Annotated in this window: 20 protein-coding genes; 15 read left to right on the top strand and 5 right to left on the bottom strand. The window is 70.5% G+C overall.

What is annotated here, in order from left to right; genetic code table 11:
• Positions 1 to 34 precede the first annotated feature (34 nt).
• Positions 35 to 895 (bottom strand): helix-turn-helix transcriptional regulator, encoded by an 861-nt coding sequence (locus Q5425_RS09195; RefSeq protein ID WP_308671694.1) that lies wholly within the window; start codon positions 893 to 895, stop codon positions 35 to 37.
• A gap of 9 nt (positions 896 to 904) precedes the next feature.
• A complete protein-coding gene (locus Q5425_RS09190; protein ID WP_308671693.1) occupies positions 905 to 4,015 on the bottom strand; it encodes a BTAD domain-containing putative transcriptional regulator in 3,111 nt (1,036 codons plus the stop codon).
• A gap of 127 nt (positions 4,016 to 4,142) precedes the next feature.
• On the opposite strand from Q5425_RS09190, the gene Q5425_RS09185 reads away from it, so the two are divergent.
• The 8 genes from Q5425_RS09185 (at position 4,143) to Q5425_RS09150 (ending at position 11,613) form a co-directional block, all read left to right on the top strand.
• On the top strand, positions 4,143 to 5,276 hold the full coding sequence (locus tag Q5425_RS09185) for a DegT/DnrJ/EryC1/StrS family aminotransferase (RefSeq protein ID WP_308671692.1): 1,134 nt from the start codon (positions 4,143 to 4,145) through the stop codon (positions 5,274 to 5,276).
• 23 nt (positions 5,277 to 5,299) lie between these two features.
• On the top strand, positions 5,300 to 6,229 hold the full coding sequence (locus tag Q5425_RS09180) for an NAD-dependent epimerase/dehydratase family protein (protein ID WP_308671691.1): 930 nt from the start codon (positions 5,300 to 5,302) through the stop codon (positions 6,227 to 6,229).
• 32 nt (positions 6,230 to 6,261) lie between these two features.
• On the top strand, positions 6,262 to 7,458 hold the full coding sequence (locus tag Q5425_RS09175) for a glycosyltransferase family 4 protein (RefSeq protein ID WP_308671944.1): 1,197 nt from the start codon (positions 6,262 to 6,264) through the stop codon (positions 7,456 to 7,458).
• Positions 7,445 to 8,074, top strand: coding sequence for an acyltransferase (locus Q5425_RS09170; RefSeq protein ID WP_308671690.1), 630 nt, complete (start codon positions 7,445 to 7,447; stop codon positions 8,072 to 8,074). The genes Q5425_RS09175 and Q5425_RS09170 overlap by 14 nt, the downstream gene beginning before the upstream one ends.
• 60 nt (positions 8,075 to 8,134) lie before the next feature.
• Entirely contained in the window at positions 8,135 to 8,710 is a 576-nt protein-coding gene (locus Q5425_RS09165; RefSeq protein WP_308671689.1) for a Uma2 family endonuclease, read from the top strand.
• A 257-nt stretch (positions 8,711 to 8,967) separates the two neighbouring features.
• Positions 8,968 to 9,477 (top strand): SigE family RNA polymerase sigma factor, encoded by a 510-nt coding sequence (locus tag Q5425_RS09160; protein WP_308671688.1) that lies wholly within the window; start codon positions 8,968 to 8,970, stop codon positions 9,475 to 9,477.
• On the top strand, positions 9,474 to 10,181 hold the full coding sequence (locus Q5425_RS09155; RefSeq protein ID WP_308671687.1) for a hypothetical protein: 708 nt from the start codon (positions 9,474 to 9,476) through the stop codon (positions 10,179 to 10,181). Before Q5425_RS09160 ends, Q5425_RS09155 begins: the two co-directional genes overlap by 4 nt.
• 40 nt (positions 10,182 to 10,221) lie before the next feature.
• Positions 10,222 to 11,613, top strand: coding sequence for a M20/M25/M40 family metallo-hydrolase (locus tag Q5425_RS09150; RefSeq protein ID WP_308671686.1), 1,392 nt, complete (start codon positions 10,222 to 10,224; stop codon positions 11,611 to 11,613).
• 29 nt (positions 11,614 to 11,642) lie between these two features.
• Here Q5425_RS09150 and Q5425_RS09145 read toward each other — a convergent pair whose 3' ends face one another.
• Genes Q5425_RS09145 through Q5425_RS09135 form a run of 3 tightly spaced genes read right to left on the bottom strand, consistent with a single transcriptional unit; the run spans position 11,643 to position 14,212 of the window.
• Positions 11,643 to 12,101 carry a hypothetical protein gene (locus Q5425_RS09145; protein ID WP_308671685.1) on the bottom strand — a complete coding sequence of 153 codons (459 nt, stop codon included), beginning with the start codon at positions 12,099 to 12,101 and terminating at the stop codon, positions 11,643 to 11,645.
• A gap of 51 nt (positions 12,102 to 12,152) precedes the next feature.
• On the bottom strand, positions 12,153 to 13,109 hold the full coding sequence (locus tag Q5425_RS09140) for a Gfo/Idh/MocA family oxidoreductase (RefSeq protein ID WP_308671684.1): 957 nt from the start codon (positions 13,107 to 13,109) through the stop codon (positions 12,153 to 12,155).
• On the bottom strand, positions 13,106 to 14,212 hold the full coding sequence (locus Q5425_RS09135; RefSeq protein ID WP_308671683.1) for a DegT/DnrJ/EryC1/StrS family aminotransferase: 1,107 nt from the start codon (positions 14,210 to 14,212) through the stop codon (positions 13,106 to 13,108). The genes Q5425_RS09140 and Q5425_RS09135 overlap by 4 nt, the downstream gene beginning before the upstream one ends.
• A gap of 149 nt (positions 14,213 to 14,361) precedes the next feature.
• On the opposite strand from Q5425_RS09135, the gene Q5425_RS09130 reads away from it, so the two are divergent.
• The 7 genes from Q5425_RS09130 to Q5425_RS09100 are packed head-to-tail and all read left to right on the top strand — an operon-like array spanning position 14,362 to position 20,750.
• Positions 14,362 to 15,081 (top strand): UDP-N-acetylglucosamine acyltransferase, encoded by a 720-nt coding sequence (locus tag Q5425_RS09130; protein ID WP_308671682.1) that lies wholly within the window; start codon positions 14,362 to 14,364, stop codon positions 15,079 to 15,081.
• Between the two features lie 11 nt (positions 15,082 to 15,092).
• Entirely contained in the window at positions 15,093 to 15,338 is a 246-nt protein-coding gene (locus tag Q5425_RS09125) for an acyl carrier protein (RefSeq protein WP_308671681.1), read from the top strand.
• Positions 15,331 to 16,089, top strand: a complete 759-nt coding sequence (locus Q5425_RS09120) for a glucose 1-dehydrogenase (protein WP_308671680.1) — start codon at positions 15,331 to 15,333, stop codon at positions 16,087 to 16,089. The genes Q5425_RS09125 and Q5425_RS09120 overlap by 8 nt, the downstream gene beginning before the upstream one ends.
• On the top strand, positions 16,086 to 17,480 hold the full coding sequence (locus Q5425_RS09115; RefSeq protein ID WP_308671679.1) for an AMP-binding protein: 1,395 nt from the start codon (positions 16,086 to 16,088) through the stop codon (positions 17,478 to 17,480). The genes Q5425_RS09120 and Q5425_RS09115 overlap by 4 nt, the downstream gene beginning before the upstream one ends.
• Positions 17,477 to 18,529, top strand: a complete 1,053-nt coding sequence (locus tag Q5425_RS09110; RefSeq protein ID WP_308671678.1) for an acyl-protein synthetase — start codon at positions 17,477 to 17,479, stop codon at positions 18,527 to 18,529. Before Q5425_RS09115 ends, Q5425_RS09110 begins: the two co-directional genes overlap by 4 nt.
• Positions 18,526 to 19,770, top strand: a complete 1,245-nt coding sequence (locus Q5425_RS09105) for an acyl-CoA reductase (protein WP_308671677.1) — start codon at positions 18,526 to 18,528, stop codon at positions 19,768 to 19,770. The genes Q5425_RS09110 and Q5425_RS09105 overlap by 4 nt, the downstream gene beginning before the upstream one ends.
• An 11-nt stretch (positions 19,771 to 19,781) precedes the next feature.
• A complete protein-coding gene (locus Q5425_RS09100; RefSeq protein WP_308671676.1) occupies positions 19,782 to 20,750 on the top strand; it encodes a lysylphosphatidylglycerol synthase transmembrane domain-containing protein in 969 nt (322 codons plus the stop codon).
• Positions 20,751 to 21,033 lie beyond the last annotated feature (283 nt).

The following is a 21,033-nucleotide window of genomic DNA, read 5'->3' as shown; positions in this document are numbered from 1 at the left end:
GGTGGTTAAGGAAGGCCCGCCAAGCCGGCGGGCGCTACTCGCCGGCCAAGGCCGACAGCTCGACCCCTTCGATTTCGTCGGCGAGCCGGCCGATGAACGCTTTGGAGTCGGTCTCGCTCATCGCCAGCGCACGGAGCTTCTTAAGCCCGGCCCGGTACACCCCTACATCGTGACCGTCGAGAACGAATGCCCCGCAAGACAGGTGCTCCAGGTAGACCACCGAGGTACCGTCGGTCAGCGAATACAGGAGGAACGGTCCGGCGAGGCCGGGATGCCAACCACACACAGCCGGAACCACCCGCACGGTGACTGACCGGGTGGATTTCTCGATCAACGAATGCAGCTGGTCGAACATCGTGGTCGGAGTACCGATCCGGTTACGCAAGGCGGCTTCACCGATGATCGCTTCGAAGGTTCGATCGGCCGCGAGCATCTCCGCGCGCTTCATGCGCACGGCGACTCTTCGATCTGCCTCATCCGCAGTCCTGCCGTAGGCGGTGAACATTGCGCGGGCGTAGCTCGGCGTTTGGAGCAACCCGGGAATGCCCATGGGCGACCATTCGACGATGGACTTCGCCGCCTTCTCGCATTCGATCACCGCGGCGAGTTGCACGCCTGAAGGGCCGTAGGTGATCCAACCCGGTTCCGACGCGCCTCTCGCGAGGGCGAGAATCTGCTGCTTCCGATCCCCGACCACCCCGAGAGCACCCAGGATGGCGGTTACGTCCTCCAATCGCGGGGTGCGCAAGCCATACTCCCACTGGCTGAGCAGTTGGAAGTGGATCCCGATCCGGCGCGCCAGCTCTCGCAAGCCGCAACCGGCGTCCGTGCGCACTTCGCGGATCGCGGCCGCGAGGGTCCGGGCTCGCGGGGTCACGGTGTCCGTCTTCGGCATGGTGGCAATTTACGTGTCCGAACTCGTGGACATCTCTCCCTCGATCGAGTGCTCCAGTGCCTTCTGGGCCGTCATCCCCAGGCCCGTCCGGTACGCCCGCTCGAACCCGTCCACCCCCAGCGATGCCACCACCCGCCCGCGCACCGCCGTCACGTCCGGGTCGCCGCTGATCGCCGTTCCCCGCACTGCCGCCGCCGCGCCCAGCAGTACCGCCGCCTGGGCCGGCTCGGCCACCCCCGCCAGGCCCTCCAGGGCGAACGCCACCACGTCACCGCCGTTCCACCGCCGTCCCACCGCCAGCGCCGAGCGGTGCAGCCCGGCCGCCTCCGATGTCCGGCCTTCCGCCAGAGCCAGCCAGCCCAGCGAGATCAACGCCGTCGCCCGCACCGACTCCGCCGCGAACGAACCGCCCGTGCACTCCGCCAGCGCCCGCTCGCACAACTCGCGGGCCGTCCCGAAATCCCCGGACAGGCGGGTCAGGTTCGCCAGTCCCAGGTACGCCGCCGCGCGGGATTCCGGCATTCCCGATCGGCCGGCCGTCGCCGCTGCCAGTTCGTAGTCCGCGCGGGCTCGGGGAAGCTCGCCCGACAGCAGGTGGTTCCACGCCCGGCGGCAGATCAGGTCCGCGACGTCGTCCGTTGCGCCGATCTCGTGCATCAGGCCCAGCGCCTCGTCCATCAGCGGCAACGCCGCCGTGTACTCGCCGCGCCAGGTCAGCAGCTGGGACAGGTGGTCCAGCGCCATCGACAGACCCCACCGCTCGCCCAGCGCGCGGAACTGCGCCGCGCCCTCGCGCAGCCCCTCCTCCGCGGCCGCCAAATCACCCGACATCATCGCCTGCAGGCCCATGCCCATCGGCAGCAGCGCCCAGCTCCACGCGTCGCCGGTCGCCAGCAGGCTCTTGCCGCGGCCGAGCAGCTCGATGTCATCGCCGGGCGGGCCGGCCACCACGCCCAGCAGCATCACCAGCATCGGGTTCCGCGGCGCCCAGTCATCGCCCGTCGCGTACCGGCGGACCATCGGCAGGTACTGCTCCAGCGACTCGTGCGACCGCCCCGCCAGCGCGCCGAGCACGCACACCAGGAACTCCTCGGCGTACTCCTCGCGCACCTCCGGCGAACACCGCGAGACCACGGCCAGCGACAGCCCCGCGCCCTCGAACCGCCGTCCGCGCATCCACCAGTACATCGCCAGGAGCGGCACCAGCCGCAGCGCAAGCACAACGTCGTTTTCGGTCGACCAGCGCAGCGCGGCCAGGATGTTGTCGTAGTCCGCGTCGATCCGCGCCAGCCATTCCAGCTGCTCCGCGGTCCGCAGCATCGGGTCCGCCTCGGCGGCGAACCGCAGGAAGTACTCGGCGTGCGCGCGGTGGACCGCCTCGGCCTCACCCGCTTCGGCCAGCTTCTCCGCGCCGAACGCCCGGATCGTCTCCAGCATCCGGAACCGCCCGCCGACCGCCTCGGCCAGCGACTTGTCGGCCAGCTCCGGCAGCAGGTCGACGTCGGCGCCGCACACCTCGGCCGCGGCCGAGGTGGTCGCGCCGCCGGAGAACACCGTCAACCTCCTGGCCAGCGAGCGTTCCTCGGCGGTCAGCAGGTCCCAGCTCCACTCGACGACCCCGCGCAGCGAGCGGTGGCGGGCCTCGGCCGTCCGGCTGCCGCGGGCCAGCAGCCGGAACCGGTCGTCGAGCCGGGCGGCGATCTCGCCGAGGTCCAGGGTCCGGACGCGGGCCGCGGCCAGCTCCAGGGCCAGCGGCAGGCCGTCGAGGGCCGCGCAGATGTGCTGGACGTCGCCGATCGTCGACTCGTCGAGCGCGAACGCCGGATCGCTCGCGGCCGCGCGGTCGGCGAACAGCCGGACGGCCGCGAACTCGCGGGCCCGCGCGGCGGACGTACCCGGCGGCGGGACGGCCAGCCGCGGCACCGGCGCCAGCTGCTCGCCGGTGATGCCGAGCGGCTCGCGGCTGGTGGCCAGCACCCGCAGCCCCGGGCACGCGGCGAGCAGGCGCGCGGCCAGCCGGGCCGCCACGTCGACGACGTGCTCGCAGTTGTCGAGCACCAGCAGCACCGAACGGTCGCGCAGCGCCGACACCAGCCGTTCGACGGGCTCCTGCGGGCCACCGCGCGAGCGCTCGCGCAGGCCGAGGGCGGCCAGCACCGCGACGGCGACACCGTCGCCGTCGTGCGGGGCGAGCTCGACGAACGCCACCGGACCGGCCTGGGCCGCGGCGACCTCGACGGCCAGCCGGGTCTTGCCGGTGCCGCCCGGCCCGGTCAGCGTCACGAGCCGGGCGCGCGTCAGCAGCTCCGCGACCTGCCGCAGCTCGGCGTCGCGGCCGACGAAGCCGGTCAGCTGCGCGGGCAACGCCGGCAGAACCGGCTTCTCGGTTTCGCCGCGGAGCACCGCGAGGTGGGCTTCGGCGAGTTCGGGACCGGGGTCGGCGCCCAGCTCGCCGGCCAGCGTGCGGCGGGCGTCCTCGAACGCGGTGAGGGCGTCGGCCGGCCGTCCCGCGGCGGCCAGCGCCCGGACCAGCTGCGCGCGCGGCCGTTCCCGCAACGGCTGCGCGGCGACGGTCTCCCGCAGGCCGGCGAGGACGTCTTCCGCGTGCCCGAGCGCCAGCCGGGCCTCGACGTGGTCGTCCACGGCGTCCGCTCGCCGCTCCTCGAGCCGCGTGGCCTGCGCGGCGGCGAACGGCGCGTCCGCCAGGTCGGTGAACGCGGGCCCGCGCCACAACGCCAGCGCCTCGTCCAGTACCTCCGCGGCTCGCGTGTGCTGGCCGTTCTTCACCAGCGCGCGGCCTTCGCGGACGAGCCGCTCGAAGCGGTGAACGTCCACTTCGTCCGGTTCGACGGCCAGCCGGTACCCGGCCGCGGTGAACTCGACCGGCGCGAGGTCCTTCAGCGCCGTCCGCAGCCGCGACACCTGCGACTGGAGGGCGTTCGCGGCGCCGTCCGGCGGGTGCTCGCCGTACATCCCGTCGATCAGCCGTTCGGCGGACACGAACCGCCCGGCCTCGAGGGCGAGCAGCGCCAGCAGCGTCCGCGACCGCGGGCCGCCCACCGCCACCGGCGTGCCGTCCGGGCGCCACGCGGCGACCGCCCCCAGCACCCCGAATCGCATGGACACCAGCCTAGGACGTCCCCGACCTGGGGGAAGCGTCACTCCACAGGGGAGTTCGACGGTGGCCTGTGAATCACCTGAGCGAGCGTCTATACACTTCGCCGGGTCCCCACGCAATGGGAGAGGTATGTCGTCCGAGAGCATTGCCCTAGGTCAACCCACCGTGGGCGAAGAGGAGCTCGCCGCCGTCGCCGAAGTCTTCCGGTCCGGCTGGCTCGCCGGAGCAGGCCCGGCGTGCCGCCGCTTCGAGGAGCGGTTCGCCCAGGTCACCGGCACGGCGCACGCGTTGACGACCGCGAACTGCGGCTCGGCGCTCTTCCTCGGCCTCAAGGTCCTCGGCGTCCAGCCGGGTGACGAGGTGATCGTCGGCGACTACACGTTCCCCGCCACCGGCCACGCCGTCGTGCAGGCCGGCGCGAAGCCGGTGTTCGCCGACATCCGCCCGGACGTCTTCAGCGCCGACCCGGCGCACGTCGAAGCCCTGGTCACCCCGCGGACCGTCGGGATCCTCGCCGTCGACGTCGCCGGCCAGCCCGGTGACTTCGACGAGTACCGCGCGATCGCCGACGAGCACGGCCTCTGGCTCTTCGAGGACGCCGCCTGCGCCGCGGGTGCGACGTACAAGACGCGCCCGGCCGGCAGCCTCGCCGACCTCGCCGCGTTCTCCTTCCACGGCCGCAAGGGCATCACCGCGGGTGAGGGCGGCGCACTGGTCTCCGACCGCGAAGACCTCATCGCGCGGGCCCGCAAGCTGCACACCTACGGCATCGAGCCGGCGATCAGCCGCGAAGGCTCGGCCACGCTGCCCATCCCGGAGTTCCACGAGCTCGGTTACAACTTCCGCCTCTCGGACGTCCAGGCCGCGATCATGAACGTCCAGCTCGACCGCCTCCCGGACCTCCTCGCCGCCCGCCGCTCGGTCGCGAAGCGCTACCACGAGGCCTTCGCGGACGTCGAAGCGCTGACCGTGCCGGTCGAGCTGCCCGACCGCGAGCACCCGTGGCAGGCCTACCTGCTCACGGTCGCGCCCGAGGTCAGCCGCGACGCACTGGCGCTGCGGATCCGCTCCCAGGGCGTCCAGTGCAACTTCGGCACCTACGCCTCGCACCTGCAGCCGATCTACGGGCCTCAGGCCCCGCTGCCCGTCTCGGCCGACGCGTTCGCGCGTCAGCTCGCCATCCCGATGCACGCCAACCTCACCGACGCCGAAGTCACCCGCGTCGCCGAGGTCGTGCGCGAAGCCGTGCAGTCCCTGTCCTGAAGCCGCCGACCGAGGAGAATTTGGTGTCCGACAAGAAGGTGCTCTTCACCGGGGGTGGCGGGTTCATCGCCGCGCACGTGATCCCGCTGCTGCTCGAGGGCGGCTACACGGTCCGGATCTTCGACAACATGACCCGCGGCGACCGCGCCCGCGTCAACGAGTTCGTCGCCACCGGCAAGGTCGAGCTCGTCGAGAAGGACGTCCGCTACGGCGGCGCGGTGCGCGAGGCCATGCGCGGCTGCACGCACGTCATCCACTTCGCGACGGTGTCGATCAACAAGTCGATCGCCGACCCGCACGAGTCGATCGACATCAACATGATCGGCAACCACAACGTCTTCGCCGCGGCCGCGGACGAGGGCGTCGAGCGGCTGGTGTTCGCCTCGACGGCGTCGGTCTACGGCGACCCGAAGCGGCTGCCGATGCACGAAGACGACGAGCTGCGCCCGCTGACGCCGTACTGCATCTCGAAGCGCGCCGGCGAGGACCTGCTCGGCTTCTACGAGCGCCAGAAGGGCCTCTCGTGGAACGCGCTGCGGTTCTTCAACGTGTACGGCCCCGGCCAGAAGATCGAGGCCTACTACACGTCGGTGATCAACCACTTCATCCAGCGCCTGCGCAGCGGCCGCCCGCCGATCATCGACGGCCGCGGCGACCAGTCGATGGACTTCGTGCACGTCACCGACCTGGCGCACGCCGTCGTCGCGGCGCTGGAGTCGGAGAAGGCGAACCTGCCGATCAACATCGGCACCGGCATCGACACGTCGATCGCCGCGCTGGCCAAGATCCTCATCGAGGCGGTCGGCGTCGACGTCGAGCCGCTGTTCAACGAGCGTGACGTGCTGGTCTCGCGGCGCGCCGCCGACATCAGCCGGGCGCGGGACGTGCTCGGCTGGGAGCCGCGGATCACCGTCGAAGACGGGATGCGGGATCTGGTCAAGGAAACGGAGTGAGCACGACCGCGGGGCCGGCTCAAGGGCGTGCGATGCGCATCGCGGTGGTGAACAACTTCTTCCCGCCGCGCGTGGGCGGCAGCGCGCACATGGCGGCTTCGCTGGCGGCGCAGTTCACCGCGGCCGGGCACGAAGTCCTCGCGATCACGGCCGCGTACGACGAGGCGCCGGCCGATGAGGAGCGCGACGGCTACCGCGTCGTGCGCCTCCCCGCGGTGAAGATGCCGCAGATCGGCCTGTCGATCGACTTCGACATGAGCTTCGCGTCGCTGCGGCCGGGCAACTGGCGGCGGCTGTGGAAGCTGCTGGACGAGTTCAAGCCGGACGCGATCCACCTGCACGGCCAGTTCTTCGACCTGTCCTGGCTGGCCGGCATCTGGGCGCGCCGCCACGGCGTTCCGGCGCTGCTGACCATCCACACGCTGCTGATCAGCGACAACAAGCTGTACGGCGGCGTGTTCCGGCTGCTCGACGCGGTGCTCGTGCGGCCGCTCCTCGCGTACATGCGGCCGCGGTACGTCATCCTCGACAAGCTCGGTGTCGACTACTGCGTCGAGCGCTACGGCACGAGCGACGCGAACTCGGAGTACTTCCCGATCGCGGTCGACACCGGTCACTTCGCGAAGCCGGTGGCGAAGGACGTCCGGGCGGAGCACGAGATCGGCGACGCACCGCTGATCGTGTCGCTGGGGCACGTGATCCCGCTGCGCAACCGGCTGCCGCTGATCGAGGCCCTGCCGTCCATTTTGGACAAACACCCCGAGGTCCGGGTGGTCGTCGTCGGCCGCGTGTACCACGACGCGTTCCTGAAGCGGGCCGCGGAACTGGGCGTTTCGGACGCGCTGATCGTCACGGGCGCGGTGCCGAAGGAGGACGTCCCGGCGTACTTCGCGGCGGCCGACATCGTCACGCACGACCTCAACGGCGGCTGCGGCACGGCGTCGCTGGAGGCGATGCTGTCCGGCACGGCGACGATCGCGTCGGTCACCGAGGACAACTACCCCGGCATCGAGCTGCGCAACGGCGAGAACGTGCTGCTCGTGCGGCCGGACGACTCGGAAGCCGTGGCCCGCACGGTGATCGAGCTGCTCGACGACCCGCAGCGGCGCGCGCTGATCGCGCAGCGGGAGAGCGAGCTGGTGCGGTCGAACTTCGGCCTCGACGTCGTCGCGGAAGAGCACCTTCGTACTTTTGAGAAATTGGTGTCGGAAGCCGATGTTCTTCGATGACGAGCGCAGCCACCGGCTGCGTCCGCAGATCCTGACCGAGCTCGTCTCGCAGTACATGAACGACGCCGAACGGGCGCAGTTCTACGGGTTGCCCGGGACGTGCCGCGTGCGCGAGCGCGTGAAGATCATCAGCCCCGAGAACCTCAAGATGGGCGACCACTGCTGGATCGGCGAAGGCGCGGCCATCGACGCGAGCGGCGGCCTGGAGATCGGCGAGCACACCAGCATCGGCCTGAACACGCTGATCTTCACGCATTCCAGCTGGCTGGCGAACATGACGCTGCAGAACCACTCGGGCAGCGACCTGATCGAGCGCAAGCCGGTGAAGATCGGCAAGGGCTGCTTCATCGGCGGCTTGGTGGTGATCATGGCGGGCGTGACGATCGGCGACTTCGCCACGGTGCAGCCGAACTCGGTGGTGGCGAAGGACGTCCCGCCGCGGACGCTGGTCGCGGGCAACCCGGCCCGGGTGTTCCAGCGCTACGACGAGGAGTACATCCAGTCCGAAGTGGAGCGGGTGCGGGCGGAGAACGCCCGGCGGCGGGCGATCGCGGAGTCACAAGGGCAGAACACTTCGGGCTGGGGAGCCCCATCGGGCGACTACTCAGAGGAGTAGCGAACGGGCAGACTGGCGTGCGAGGATAACGTCCAGTAACTGACGGTGAGGAGAAGGCGGATGAGTGTCATGGAATGGCCTCACGATCTGCTGTCCCTCGACGACTGGACGGAACTTCCGGAAACCCGGGAGTTCCATGTCGAAGTGGTCGAAGGGGTTCTCTCAGTGTCGCCGCGTCCGTTGCTGGCTCATCAGTGGGCGGTCATACGTCTCGGATATTGGCTGAACGAGCGGCTCCCGGCCGAGTACAGCGCGTGGAGCGAGGTCGAGGTGGTCATCGCCGAGGCCCCGCTCACCGTGCGTGTGCCCGACGTGGTTGTGGCTCGTACCAAGGTCATGGAAAGCAGCCCGGCTCGGCTCCAAGCCGGTGATGTGCGGATGGTCGTCGAGGTCTTGTCGGAGGGGACCAAGCGGACCGACCGGGTCACGAAGTTCTCCGAGTACGCCGAGGCGGGTATCGACCACTACTGGATCGTCGATCTTGACCCGCCGGTCAGCATGATCACCTACCGGCTGGTCGATGAAGACTACGAAGACTTCGGGGAACACTCCGGCGTCGCCAAGCTGGAGTTCGCCGGTGCCGAGCTCACCATCGACCTGAACGCTCTCACTACCCCGCGCGCCCAGCGACCTTGACGTGGATGACGGCGGCGCCGGCGCCGGCCGTCGGCGCCGCCGTCGTGGAAACCGCCCGATCGACCCGGGGCCGTCCGGCGGCGAAGTCTTACGCACGAAACCGCACGCAGCACAATCTAGTACGCAGTGACCGAGCGCGAGATCTCGGTTACACAACGTTTCAGTCGAGCCTCGCCGTCCAGTGAACGCGGGCAGGGTGGGAAAGCAACCTTTCCCCGCCCCGGCCGTCGCTGGGAAGGGACGGAACGAGGTGATCCATGGCGCGCGGCGACGAGGAGTTCGCGGAGTTCGTCCGCGCGTCGTCGGCCCGGCTCACCCACGCCGCCTTCCTGCTGACCGGTGACCGCCACCAGGCCGAAGACGCCGCCCAGACCGCCTTCACCCGCACCTACGCCGCCTGGTCGCGGGTGCGGCACAAGGACGCCTACGGCTACGCCCGGACCGTCCTGGTGAACCACGTCATCGACGGCTGGCGGCGGCCGATCCGCGAGTACGCCACCGAGGCCATGCCCGAGCAGCAGGACCGCCTCGACGTCGACCAGGTCGTCACCCAGCGCGCGTGGCTCACCGCGGTGCTCAAGACCCTCACCGACCGCGAACGCACCGTCGTCGTGCTGCGCCACTTCTTCGACCTGCCGGAAGCCGACGTGGCCCGTGAGCTCGGCGTTTCCCTGGGTACCGTGAAGAGCACGAACTCGCGGGCGCTGGCCAAGCTGCGGGTCGAGGCGGACCCGGAGGACACGCTGATCGGGAGGAGCGGGCGGTGAACGAGCTCGACGACTTCCGCGCCGCCCTCCGGCAGCCGCCCGAGGAGCCCTTCGCCGAACCCGACCTGGCCAAGATCATGGCCGACGGGACGCGCATCCGACGTCGACGCCGGCTGCTGACCGGCACCGCGGGCGTCGCCGCCGCGGCCGCCGTCGTGCTCGTCGTGGTCTTCGCCATCCAGCTGCGGCAGCCCGCGCCCGCGCCGGTCGCGCAGCCGCCGTCCCCGGCGCCGGCCTTGTCGACGACGGCCGGACCGCCCGCGGAGCAGCCGATGGGCAACGTCGTCGGCACCGGGATCCGGACCCGCGCGGGCGAACTCGTCTTCTACGCGCGGGCCATCAACCTGCCCGAGCTGCCGGACACCCACTTCGGCCTGGTGGCGGGAGTCCGGTCCGGGACCTCGCTGCAGTCCCTGCTCGTGGCGAACGAGTTCCGCGGCTCCGACCGGTCGTTCGGCTTCCACGCCACCGACGGCGGCGAGGTGATCCGCGACCAGCTCATCCCGGTCTTCGGTTACTTCGCCGGTCCGGCGGCCCGGATCACCACGACGGTCCACGGCTTCACCGTCGAGGCGAAGCTGGCGAAGTGGTCCGCGGATCCCAACGTGGTCTTCTTCTGGTTCAACCCCGACGCCGTCCCGGACTCCGCCGTCATGACGCCCCTGATCGCCTACGACGCCGACGGCAAGCGGCTCACCAAGTAGGCGGTACCCGGCCACGCTGCGCGGGCGTAAGACGTGAATCGTGACCTCTCGACGAGCGTTCCTCACCGCGTCGGCCGCTCTCGGTCTGACTTCCGCGGCCGGTGTCCCGGCGGGTGCCGCCGAACTGGGGGACCGCGGTCCCGGCCGTCCGGTGCGCCCGCAGCGCCCGGATCCGGAGCTGCGGGCCCTGCTGCGCCAGGTCGACGAACGGCGGATCGAAGCGACCGTGCGGCGGCTGGCCGCGTTCGGCACCCGGCACACGCTGTCCGCCCAGGACGACCCGGCCCGCGGCATCGGCGCCGCGCGTGACTGGCTCTTCGCGCAGTTCCAGCGGGTCGCGGCGGCCTCCGGCGGCCGGCTGAGCGTCGAGCTGCAGTCGTACGTCCAGCCGCCCGCCGACCGGATCCCGGTGCCGACGAAGATCACCAACGTCGTCGCGACGCTGCGCGGGTCCACCGATCCCGGCCGGGTGTACGTCGTTTCCGGGCACTACGACTCGCGCCGCTCCGAGGTCATGGACTTCACCGGGGACGCGCCGGGAGCCGACGACGACGCTTCGGGCGTCGCGGTCTCGCTGGAGCTGGCGCGGGTGCTCTCGACGCGGCAGCCGGCCGCGACGATCGTCTTCGCCGCCGTCGCGGGCGAAGAACAGGGCCTGTACGGCTCGCGGTTCATGGCGCAGCAGTTCAAGGCGGCCGGCACCGACGTCCAGGCGATGTTCACCGACGACATCGTCGGCTCGAGCCGCGCCGACGACGGCACGCGCGAGGAGTTCACGATCCGCCTGTTCGCCGAGGGCGTCCCGACGGCGGAGACGCCGGCCGAGGCGAGCCTGCGCCGCAGCATCGGCGGCGAGAACGACTCGCCGCCGCGGCAGCTGGCCCGGTTCGTGAAGTCGGTGGCGGAGAACGACGCGACCGGCATGACGGTCCGGGTGATCTACCGCCGCGACCGCTACCTGCGCGGCGGCGACCACATCGGCTTCCTGGAGCATGGTTATCCGGCGGCGCGGTTCACCGAGCCGAACGAGGACTTCGCGCACCAGCACCAGGACGTCCGCGTCGAAAACGGCGTTCAGTACGGCGATCTGCCGGAGTTCTGCGACTTCCCGTTCATCGCGCGGGTCGCGCGGGTCAACGGCGCCGCGCTGTGGTCGCTCGCGACGGCACCGGGCACGCCGAAGGGCGTGAAGATCCGCACGACGGCGCTGACGAACGACTCGGAACTGCTCTGGGACGCCACGCCGGGCGCGTCGGGCTATGAAGTCCTCTGGCGCGAGACGACCGCACCGGACTGGACGCACGTCATCGACGTCGGCCCGGCGCTGACGGCGAAGATCGACCTGTCGAAGGACAACGTCTTCTTCGGCGTCCGCGCGGTGGGCCCCGGTGGTCGCCGGAGCCCGGCCGCGTTCCCGGCACCGGTGAGCTGATCACCGGGCACCCGGCCGGTGGCTTCGGGTCAGGTCCGCTTGCGGCGCGCGATCTCGTCGGAGAGCTGCTGTACACGGGCGGGGTCCGCGTCCCGGGCAAGGGCGACGTAGTGGTCCATGACGGCCGGCCGGTAGCGCACGGGCAACGTCTGTCCTGGGGCGAGCCGGGTGAGCTCGGTGATCGTGAGGTCTTCGTCCGCGACACCGCGGAACGAGCTGCCGTCGGCGGTCTCCACGTCGAACATCAGGACCACGCGTGGACTGCCGGCGTTGACCTCGCGCCAGTCGACGAGAACGCCGAGCGCAAGCGCCCCCGTACGCAGTTCCGCGGTGCGCTTCCGGGCCTCACCGCTCAGGAGCGGGTTCGGGGCGACGCCCGGGAAGTTGGGCCCGACGCCGAGCGATTCCCGACTCAGTTCGGGCTTGAGCTGCGCCATCAGATCGTTCAGATCGTTCAGATCGTGGCGCTTCTTCTTCCGGCCGAACAATCCGCCCCCTCTGCCTGTCCACCTGAGCCCTGCCGGTTGGCCGGACCCGCCCTAGGCCGCGGCCTGCGTCAGGACCTGCTCGACGACGTGGTGCGACGGCAGGATCAGGTCGCGCTCGGTCTGAGCGTCGATCTTGCCTTCGAGGAGGTCGCAGAAGCGGTCCAGCTGGGTCGCGAGGGGCTCCCGCGCCGTGACGAGCTCCGGGATCTCGATGACCGTCTGCTGCCGGTAGCCGAGGCCGTCCGGGGTGACCGAGTCGTGCGAGATGTGGCGGTAGATCGTGACGTCGCGGCGCAGCAGGTCGATCTCGATCAGCCGGTCGAGCTCCGACACCATCAGCGACCGGACCTTCCGCTGTCCCAGGCGGGACGCCGAAACGGTGGCCAGGCCGGTCGGGAACGTCAGGACCGTCTCGATGGTGTCCTCGGCGCCCTCGGCCGACTGCGGGTGGAAGTAGCCCGCGCCGGAGGTGACGCGCGACGGCGTCGCGCCGCCGAAGAACTGGATCGCCAGGTCGACGTCGTGCACCAGCAGGTCCCACGCGACGCCGGTCTTGATGCGCGGCGCGTACGGGCCGTGGCGGCGGGCCATCAGGTGGATCGGCTCCTGCACCAGCGCCCGCGCGGTCATCACCGCCGGGTTGTAGCGCTCCAGCAGCCCGCACATCAGCGGGATGTCGTTCTTCGCCGACAGCGCGACGATTTCCTGGGACTTCTCGAAGCTGTTGCAGACCGGTTTCTCGACCAGCATCGGCTTGCCCTGCCGGAAGATCTCCTGCGCCAGGTCGTAGTGCACCTCGGTGGCCGACGCGAGCACGACGGCGTCCACATCGGACAGTTCGCCGATCTCCGGCGTCCACTGCGTTTCGTACCGCTCGGCGACGGCCTTGCCCGCTTCCGCACGCGGATCGATCACGCGGACCAGGTCGACGCGCTCGTTCCCGGCGAGCACGCGGGCGTGGAGGGAACCCATGTTCCCGGTACCGACAAGAGCGATCCGATGCGTCATGCGCCCAGTACCTCGCGAACGGTTTCGATGATGGTGTCCAGGTCGGACTCGGTCAGGTGCGGGTGCACCGGCAGCGACAGCGCCTGCTCCGAGACGGCGCGAGCCACCGGGAAGTCCTCGACGCGCGCGCCCGGGATCAGGTCGTGACCCGTGTAGCAGTCGTAGTCGAAGACGATCTTCGGGTAGTAGATGCCGTTGCCGATGCCGCGCTCGGTCAACGCCGCGGCCAGCTCGTCGCGCGAGAGGAACGCGTGCGGCCCGACCAGCACGGTGTACTGGTGCCACACGTGCTCGCGGCCCGGCAGGACCTTCGGAACCTCGAGGCCCGGCGTACCGGCGAGACCGTCCGAGAGGCGCTTCGCGTTCGCCTGGCGGGCGGCGGTCAGCTGGTCGAGCTTCGCCAGCTGCGGGATGCCGACGGCGGCGTGCAGGTCGGTCATCCGGTAGTTGTGGCCGGCGACTTCGTACTGGTAGCGGGCGCGCATGCCCTGGTTGCGCAGCACGCGCAGCTTGTCGGCCAGCGCGTCGTCGTCCGTGGTGATGACCCCGCCCTCGGCGGTGGTGATGTTCTTCGTCGCGTACAGCGAGAAGCAGCCGATGCCGAACGAACCGGCCTGCTTGCCCTCGAACGAGGCGCCGACGGCCTGCGCCGAGTCCTCGATCACCTGCAGGCCGTGCTCGGCGGCCAGGGGAGCGAGCTTGCCCATGTCCGCGGTCTGGCCGTAGAGGTGCACCGGCATGAGCACCTTCGTGCGGCCGGTCACCGCCTTGGCGACGGCGTCGGGGTCGATCGCGAAGTCGTCGCGCCGGATGTCGGCGAACCGGACGGTCGCGCCGGCCTCGAGGATCGCGTTCAGCGTCGCCACGAAGGTGAACGGCGAGGTGATGACCTCGTCACCCGGCTTCAGGTCCAGCACCTGCAGGGCCGCGACCAGCGCGGTGGTCCCGTTGTTGACCGCGATCGCGTGCTTCGTCCCGGAGACCGCCGCGAAGGCGTCTTCGAAGCGCTTGACCATCGGTCCCTGTGCGATGGCGCCGGAGCGCAGCACCTCGACGACGAGGTCCTCCGCGTCGCGGACGTCGACCACAGTGATGGGGATCATGGGCAGTCTCTCTCGGCAGGCGATTTCGGCGCGTCCGGTACAGTGAGCCGCCGGTTCTGCGCCCGGCCGCCCTGCAGCAACGCGGGCCACACGTTACCGGGCGCGGTAGCACGCCCAGTACCCAGCCGCCGACGAACGGATACCCGCCCGTGGCCAACCGCATCCACCCGACCGCCGTCATCGGCGAAGGCGTCGAACTCGGCGAGGACAACGTCATCGGCCCGTTCGCGGTGATCGCCGGGCCCACGCGGATCGGCGACGGCAACTGGATCGGCCCGCACGTGACGATCGGCACGCCCGGCGAGCACCGTAGCCGTCCGCATCCCGCGGCCTGGGAAGACGCACCGACCGGTGACCCGGATCTCGACGGACACGGTGTCGTCATCGGCAGCCGCAACCGGATCCGCGAGTACGTGAGTGTCCACCAAGGGACCTGGCGGACGACGACGGTCGGCAACGGCAGCTACTTCCTCCGCAACTCCCACATCGCGCACGACTGCCTGGTCGGCGACGGCGTGACGATCGCCTCCAACGCCGTCACGGGTGGCCACTGCCACATCTGGGACGGCGCGAACCTCGGCATGGGCGCGATCCTGCACCAGACGGTCGTGATCGGCCCCGGCGCGATGATCGGGATGGGCTCGGCGGTGCGGCGTGAGATCGGCGCGTTCACCATCGCCGTCGGCAACCCGGCCCGCGTCACCGGCGTCAACGTCGTGGGCCTGTCCCGCCGCGGTCTCGACGAGGAGACGATCGAGGCGCTCGGGCCGTGGCTCAAGGGTAAGGAAGCTCTCCCGGACGTCACGCTGCCCGAAGACCTCTCTACCTTGGTAAAGGCGTGGGACGCTCGCCCGCGCGACGAGCACTAGGAGCTGTGCAGATGTCGGAAGTCGCCCCCAAGCTGCGTGCGGTCTTCGTCGAGGCGCTGGACCTCGACGGCGCTGTGGACGTCGAGAACCTGAAGTACCGCGAGATCGAGGCGTGGGACTCGGTCGGCCACATGGCGCTGGTCGCGGCCATCGAGGACGAGTTCGACGTCGAGTTCGACACCGACCAGGTCATCGACATGTCGAGCTTCAAGGTCGCCGTGGACATGGTCACCGAGCTGCAGTCGAAGAATGACTGATTTGTCGGGTCGCGTCGCACTCGTCACCGGCGGGACGCGGGGGATCGGCCTGGCCACCGCCCGCGCTTTGGCGGAGGCGGGCGCGACGGTGGTGCTCACCGGCCGTGACGAGGCGCGCGCCAAGGAAGCGGCGGCCTCCGTGGGCGCCTCTGGGCTCGCGCTGGACGTCACCGACGCAAAAGCGGTGTCTTCCCTGGTCAGGGGGGTTGCCAAGGAGCACGGCAAGCTGGACATCGTCGTCGCGAACGCCGGGATCATGGAGGACGCGCTCCTCGGGATGATCCGCGAGGAGACCGTCGACACGACGCTGAGCACGAACGTCGCCGGCACGCTGCACACCGTCCAGGCCGCGGCCCGGGCGATGATGCGGAAGAAAGCCTCGCCCGCCGGCGATAGAGGCTCAAGCACAGCCTCGATCGTCGTGCTCGCCTCGATCGTCGGCGAGCACGGAAGTGCTGGTCAGACCCTGTACGCGGCGTCGAAGGCGGCGGTGGCGAACATCGCACGCTCGGCGGCGAAGGAGCTCGGCCGGTCCGGCATCCGCGTCAACGCGGTCGCGCCGGGCGTGATCGAAACCGACCTGACCGCGGGCCTGAGCGAGGACGCGAAGGCCGAAAACGCCGGAAAGACGCCGCTCGGGCGGCTGGGCCGGCCCGAAGAAGTCGCGAACGCGATCCGGTTCCTGGTGAGCGACGACGCGTCGTTCATCACCGGCCAGGTGCTGGGGATCGACGGAGGCTTGGTGCTGTGACGTTGCTGGGTGCGGGAGCTCGGCTGGTGGACGTGGCCGGGGGCCGCACGCTGGCGGGCGCGGAACTGTCGGCCGAGGTCGGCCGGCGGATGGAAGAGCTGGCCGCGCTGCCGGCCGGGGTCGTGTTCGCGCGGATGGCGATCGACCTGCCGAGCGTGCTGACCTACCTGGGCGCGTTCGAGTCCGGGCGGGCGATCGCGCTGATCGACCCGGCGCTCGACGCCGACGTGCTCGCCGGCCTGGTCTCGCGCTTCCGGCCGGCGGCCGTGCTGTCGGCCTCTGGGGACGCGCCGGACGGGTACACCACGCAGGGCGCCGACTGGGTTCGCGACGCCGCCGAGGGCGTCCGGCCCCACCCCGACCTCGCCGTCCTGCTCCCGACCAGCGGGTCCACCGGCAACCCCAAGCTCGTGCGGCTCAGCAGGCAGAGTCTTCTGGCCAACGCCGACGCCATCGCGCAGGTGCTGCACATCAACGCCGACGAGGTCGCGCCCACCTGCCTGCCGCTGCACTACAGCTACGGCCTGTCGGTGCTGAACTCGCACCTGGTGCGGGACGCGACCATCGTGATCGAGCCGTCCGGCGTGCTCGGCCGCGGCTTCTGGGACGCCGTCAACACCTACGGCGTCACGTCGCTTTCGGGTGTGCCGTACCACTACGAAATGCTGCGGCGGCTCAAGTTCGACCCCGCGAAGTACCCGACGCTGCGCACGCTGACGCAGGCCGGCGGGAAGCTGCGCGACGACCTGATCGCCGAGTTCAACGGCAAGATGCTCGCCGTCGGCGGGCGGATGTACGTCATGTACGGCCAGACCGAGGCCGCGCCGCGGATGACGACCGTGCCGGCCGAGCGGCTGGCCGAAAAGCTCGGTTCCGCCGGGCCGGCGCTGCCGGGCGGGAAGTTCGCGGTCCGCCGGGACGACGGCTCCGAGACCACGCACCCGAAAATTGTCGGTGAGGTCGTCTACCGTGGGCCCAACGTGATGATGGGCTATGCGGACGACGAGTCCGGACTGGCCAAGGGCGACGAATGCGGCGGCGTGCTGGCCACCGGTGACCTCGGGTACCTCGACGAAGAGGGCTACCTGTTCATCACCGGGCGGCTCAAGCGCATCGGCAAGGTGTTCGGCAACCGCGTCAGCCTCGACGACCTCGAGCACGCCGCGCGCACGGCGGCGGTCGGGATCGACGTGGTGGCGGCGGTGCCCGCTGGCGACAAGGTGGTGCTGTTCGCCGAGGGCGTCGACAAGGACATCTGCAAGGACGCGTCGCGGGCGCTGTCCGAGCGGCTGCACCTGCACGTCAGCGGGTTCGACGTCCGCCCGATCGACACCGTGCCGCTGCTGGCCAGCGGCAAGATCGACTACCGGACCTTGGAGGGGCGGGTATGAGTGTGTTCACGCGGTCGCAGGCCGACCGGGAAGCCTTGCTGCTGCCCGAGCTGGCTTCGCTCACCGCCCACCACCGGGCGAATTCCGAAGGCTACGACCGGATCCTGGCGTCGCTGGGAATCGCGCCGGACGCTGCTTTCGGCTCGATCGCCGACCTGCCGTGGCTGCCGGTCCGGATGTTCAAGACGCACGACCTCAAGTCGGTGCCGGACAGCGAGGTGTTCAAGACGCTGACGTCGTCGGGCACCACCGGCGCGGGTGCTTCGCGGATCTACCTCGACAAGGAAGCGGCGGGCGCGCAGACCAAGCAGCTCGGCGCGACGCTGCAGGAGGTCCTCGGCGGCGAGCGGCTGCCGATGCTGATGGTCGACACGATCGGCATCATCAAGAACCGCCGCTCGTTCTCCGCGCGCGGCGCCGGCGTGCTCGGCATGGCGAACTTCGGCCGCAAGCACACGTACGTGCTCGACGAGAACGACCAGCCGGACGTCGAGGCGGTCAAGAAGTTCCTCGCCGAGTACGGCGACAAGCCGTTCCTCATCTTCGGCTTCACGTTCATGGTGTGGCTGTACCTGTACGAGGTCGCGCGCGACCACGGGCTCGACCTGTCGAACGGGATCCTGATCCACAGCGGTGGCTGGAAGAAGCTGATCGACCGCGCGGTGGACAACACGGAGTTCCGGCGGCGCTTCAAAGAGGACACCGGGCTCACCCGGATCCACAACTATTACGGGATGATCGAGCAGATCGGCACCGTGTTCCTCGAGGGCCCGTCCGGGAATTCGCTGTACTGCCCGGACTTCGCCGACGTCGTCATCCGGAACCCGGAGACGTGGGAAGAGCAGCCGGTCGGGGAGCCGGGCGTGATCGAGGTCGTCTCGACGCTGCCGCGGTCCTACCCGGGGCACGTCCTGCTGACCGAAGACCTCGGTGTCTACAACGGCATCGACGACGGCGACTGGCCGGGTAAGCACTTCTCCGTGCTCGGCCGGCTGCCCAAGGCCGAAGCCCGCGGGTGCTCGGACACGTTCTCGGGAGCGGCGGCGTGACTTCTCTGACCCAGCGTTTTCCTGCTGCTCCGCCGGTTCCCGTGAGCGACCTGGTCGACGAGCTGCGTGCGTCTCCGCCGGGTGGCCGGCTGCGCGTGGGCGACCCGCGGATCGTCGAGTTCGTCACGAAGTTCGCGCGCAAGCTGCTGGCCCCGGCCACCGCCCGCCGCTTCCCGGAGCTGGCGTCGCTCGGTTTCTTCCTGCGCAAGGGCGAAATCGCCAAGGCTTTGTCCACACTGGACACTTCCGGGAACGCGCTGCGGTTCCCGCGCGGGCTGGTGTTCCACGTGCCGCCGGCGAACGTCGACACGATCTTCGTCTACTCGTGGGCGCTGTCGGCGCTGGCGGGCAACCACAACGTCGTGCGGGTCTCGTCGCGCTCGGCCGGTGCCGCGGAAGCGGTGCTGGAGGCGCTCAACGCGGCTCTGTCCGAAGTGGACCCTGTGGTCGCCGACGTCGTCCGGGCGACCCAGCGCATGGTGACCTACGACCGCAGCGACGAGGTGAGCGGCGCCCTGTCCCTGGCCGCCGACCTGCGCGTCATCTGGGGTGGCGACGGCTCGGTCGCGGCCCTGCGCAAGTACCCGCTCGCCCCGCACGCGCGTGACCTGACGTTCCCGGACCGCTCGTCCTTCGCCGTCGCGTCGGTCGCGGGCTGGCAGCGGGCGTCCTCCGAAGAGCGCCGCGCGGCCGCCGAGGGCTTCTACAACGACTCGTACTGGTTCGACCAGGCCGCCTGCTCGTCGCCGCGCGCGGTGTTCTGGGTCGGCGATGCTGCCGGCGCCCAGGCCGCCGGCCAGGAGTTCCGGACGCTGCTGGCGGCGGTGCTGGAGACGAAGCAGCACGTCACCGAGCCCGCGATGGCGGTCCAGAAGCGCGTCTCGGCGTACGGCGCGGCGGTGGACGGCCTCGTCAAGGAGATCGAGTTCCAGGGCAACGGCCTGGCCACCCTCGAGCTGGCCGACCCGGCGGTGCTGCCGCGCGAGTGGCTCGGTGCCGGCACGTTCGCCAACGCGCGGGTGCCCTCGTTGTCCGATCTGGTGCCGATCGTCCTCCGCAAGGACCAGACGGTCAGCCAGTTCGGGTTCTCGGCCGAGGAACTGACGGCGTTCGCCCATGAGCTCGCGGGCCGCGGTGTCGACCGGATCGTGCCGTTCGGCTCCGCCCTGACCTTCTCGGCGGTGTGGGACGGCTACGATCTGCTCTCCGAGTTCAGCCGCCTGGTCACGGTCCAGGCCTGAGGAGACAGTCGATGACGACGGTTGAGGACCTGCCGGCTGCGGGCAAGCAGCCGAAGTCCACCAGGGCGAAGATCCTCGACGTCGTCCGGTGGGTCGCGATCCTGCTGGTCATCGGCTTCGCGGCCAAACAGCTCGCGGCCAACTGGGGCGAGTTCTGGCACACCCTGCGCGACGTCGCCTGGGAGTCGTCGCTGCTGAGCCTGGTGGCCCTGGTCGCGGCGATCATGGTGTCGACCTGGGGCTGGCAGGTGATGGTCGACGACCTGGGCGAGCCGGTCGGTTACGCCCGCGGCGCGCAGATCTGCCTGGTCGGCTCGCTCGGCAAGTACGTGCCGGGCTCGGTCTGGGCGTACCTGCTGCAGATGGAGCTGGGCCGCAAGGCGGGCCTGGCCCGCGCCCGCATCTTCACCGGCTCCCTGATCCAGCTCGGCGTGGGCATGGTGTCGGCGCTGGTGGTGTCGCTGCTGGCGGCGCCGGCGGTGTTCAGCAACAGCCCGCGCGCGCTGTGGCTGTTCGTGCTCATCCCGCTCGGCCTCGCGATGCTGCACCCGAAGGTCCTGACCTGGGGCACCTCGCTGGTGCTGCGGATCCTCCGCCGCCCGCCGCTGGCGCACCCGCTGGGCTGGCGCGTGATCGGCAAGGTTTTCGGCGCCTCGACGGCGGCGTGGTGCCTGCAGGGAGTCCACCTGTGGCTCCTGGCGAACTCGGTGGGCACCCCGGGCCTCAGCGGCTTCGTGCTGTGCGTGGGCGCGATGGCCGTGGCGATGACGGTGGGCACGTTCGCGTTCATCCTCCCGAGCGGCGTCGGCGTCCGCGAAGTGGCCCAGGTCGCGGTCCTGACGGCGAGCGGCCTGACGGTCGGCCAGGCCACCGCCTTCGCGGTGGCCTCCCGCGTGATGTTCACGGTGGCCGACCTGCTGACGGCGGGCTTCGCGGCCATCGCGGCCCGCTCGACCCGCCCGCCGGTCCCCGCCGCCTGACCCAGCTGTCCACCGGTTGTCCACAGGGCTTGCGCACATGTGGACAACTCGCGCTGGCCGGTAGATCACCGCGTCCGGTTGCGGCTCCCGGCCGGCCCGGCTGATGAGGATTGCCCGGTTCGCTCGACGACTTTCCCAAAACGACCGAATGGAAGTTCAACCGCCGCACCGCGGGGTCCGTCCAATGGTTTTGAAAGCGGTTCGCCGGCAACAACCGTTCGAATTCTCGGCAAACGTAGACGCCCATCATCGGCCCTACCGCCGTCACGGCGACCGCGCCCGC

Source organism: Amycolatopsis sp. A133, from assembly GCF_031082405.1.
Classification (GTDB): Bacteria; Actinomycetota; Actinomycetes; order Mycobacteriales; family Pseudonocardiaceae; genus Amycolatopsis.
The sequence above is the reverse complement of the archived record's forward strand: the minus strand, read 5'-3'. Positions and strand labels throughout refer to the sequence as shown.

Excerpts from the sequence above, each read along its gene's own strand:
- Q5425_RS09195 (WP_308671694.1), bottom strand. The coding sequence starts at position 895 with ATGCCGAAGACGGACACCGTGACCCCGCGAGCCCGGACCCTCGCGGCC.
- Q5425_RS09190 (WP_308671693.1), bottom strand. The coding sequence starts at position 4,015 with ATGCGATTCGGGGTGCTGGGGGCGGTCGCCGCGTGGCGCCCGGACGGC.
- Q5425_RS09185 (WP_308671692.1), top strand. The coding sequence starts at position 4,143 with ATGTCGTCCGAGAGCATTGCCCTAGGTCAACCCACCGTGGGCGAAGAG.
- Q5425_RS09175 (WP_308671944.1), top strand. The coding sequence starts at position 6,262 with ATGCGCATCGCGGTGGTGAACAACTTCTTCCCGCCGCGCGTGGGCGGC.
- Q5425_RS09170 (WP_308671690.1), top strand. The coding sequence starts at position 7,445 with ATGTTCTTCGATGACGAGCGCAGCCACCGGCTGCGTCCGCAGATCCTG.
- Q5425_RS09165 (WP_308671689.1), top strand. The coding sequence starts at position 8,135 with ATGAGTGTCATGGAATGGCCTCACGATCTGCTGTCCCTCGACGACTGG.
- Q5425_RS09160 (WP_308671688.1), top strand. The coding sequence starts at position 8,968 with ATGGCGCGCGGCGACGAGGAGTTCGCGGAGTTCGTCCGCGCGTCGTCG.
- Q5425_RS09140 (WP_308671684.1), bottom strand. The coding sequence starts at position 13,109 with ATGACGCATCGGATCGCTCTTGTCGGTACCGGGAACATGGGTTCCCTC.
- Q5425_RS09135 (WP_308671683.1), bottom strand. The coding sequence starts at position 14,212 with ATGATCCCCATCACTGTGGTCGACGTCCGCGACGCGGAGGACCTCGTC.
- Q5425_RS09125 (WP_308671681.1), top strand. The coding sequence starts at position 15,093 with ATGTCGGAAGTCGCCCCCAAGCTGCGTGCGGTCTTCGTCGAGGCGCTG.
- Q5425_RS09120 (WP_308671680.1), top strand. The coding sequence starts at position 15,331 with ATGACTGATTTGTCGGGTCGCGTCGCACTCGTCACCGGCGGGACGCGG.
- Q5425_RS09110 (WP_308671678.1), top strand. The coding sequence starts at position 17,477 with ATGAGTGTGTTCACGCGGTCGCAGGCCGACCGGGAAGCCTTGCTGCTG.
- Q5425_RS09100 (WP_308671676.1), top strand. The coding sequence starts at position 19,782 with ATGACGACGGTTGAGGACCTGCCGGCTGCGGGCAAGCAGCCGAAGTCC.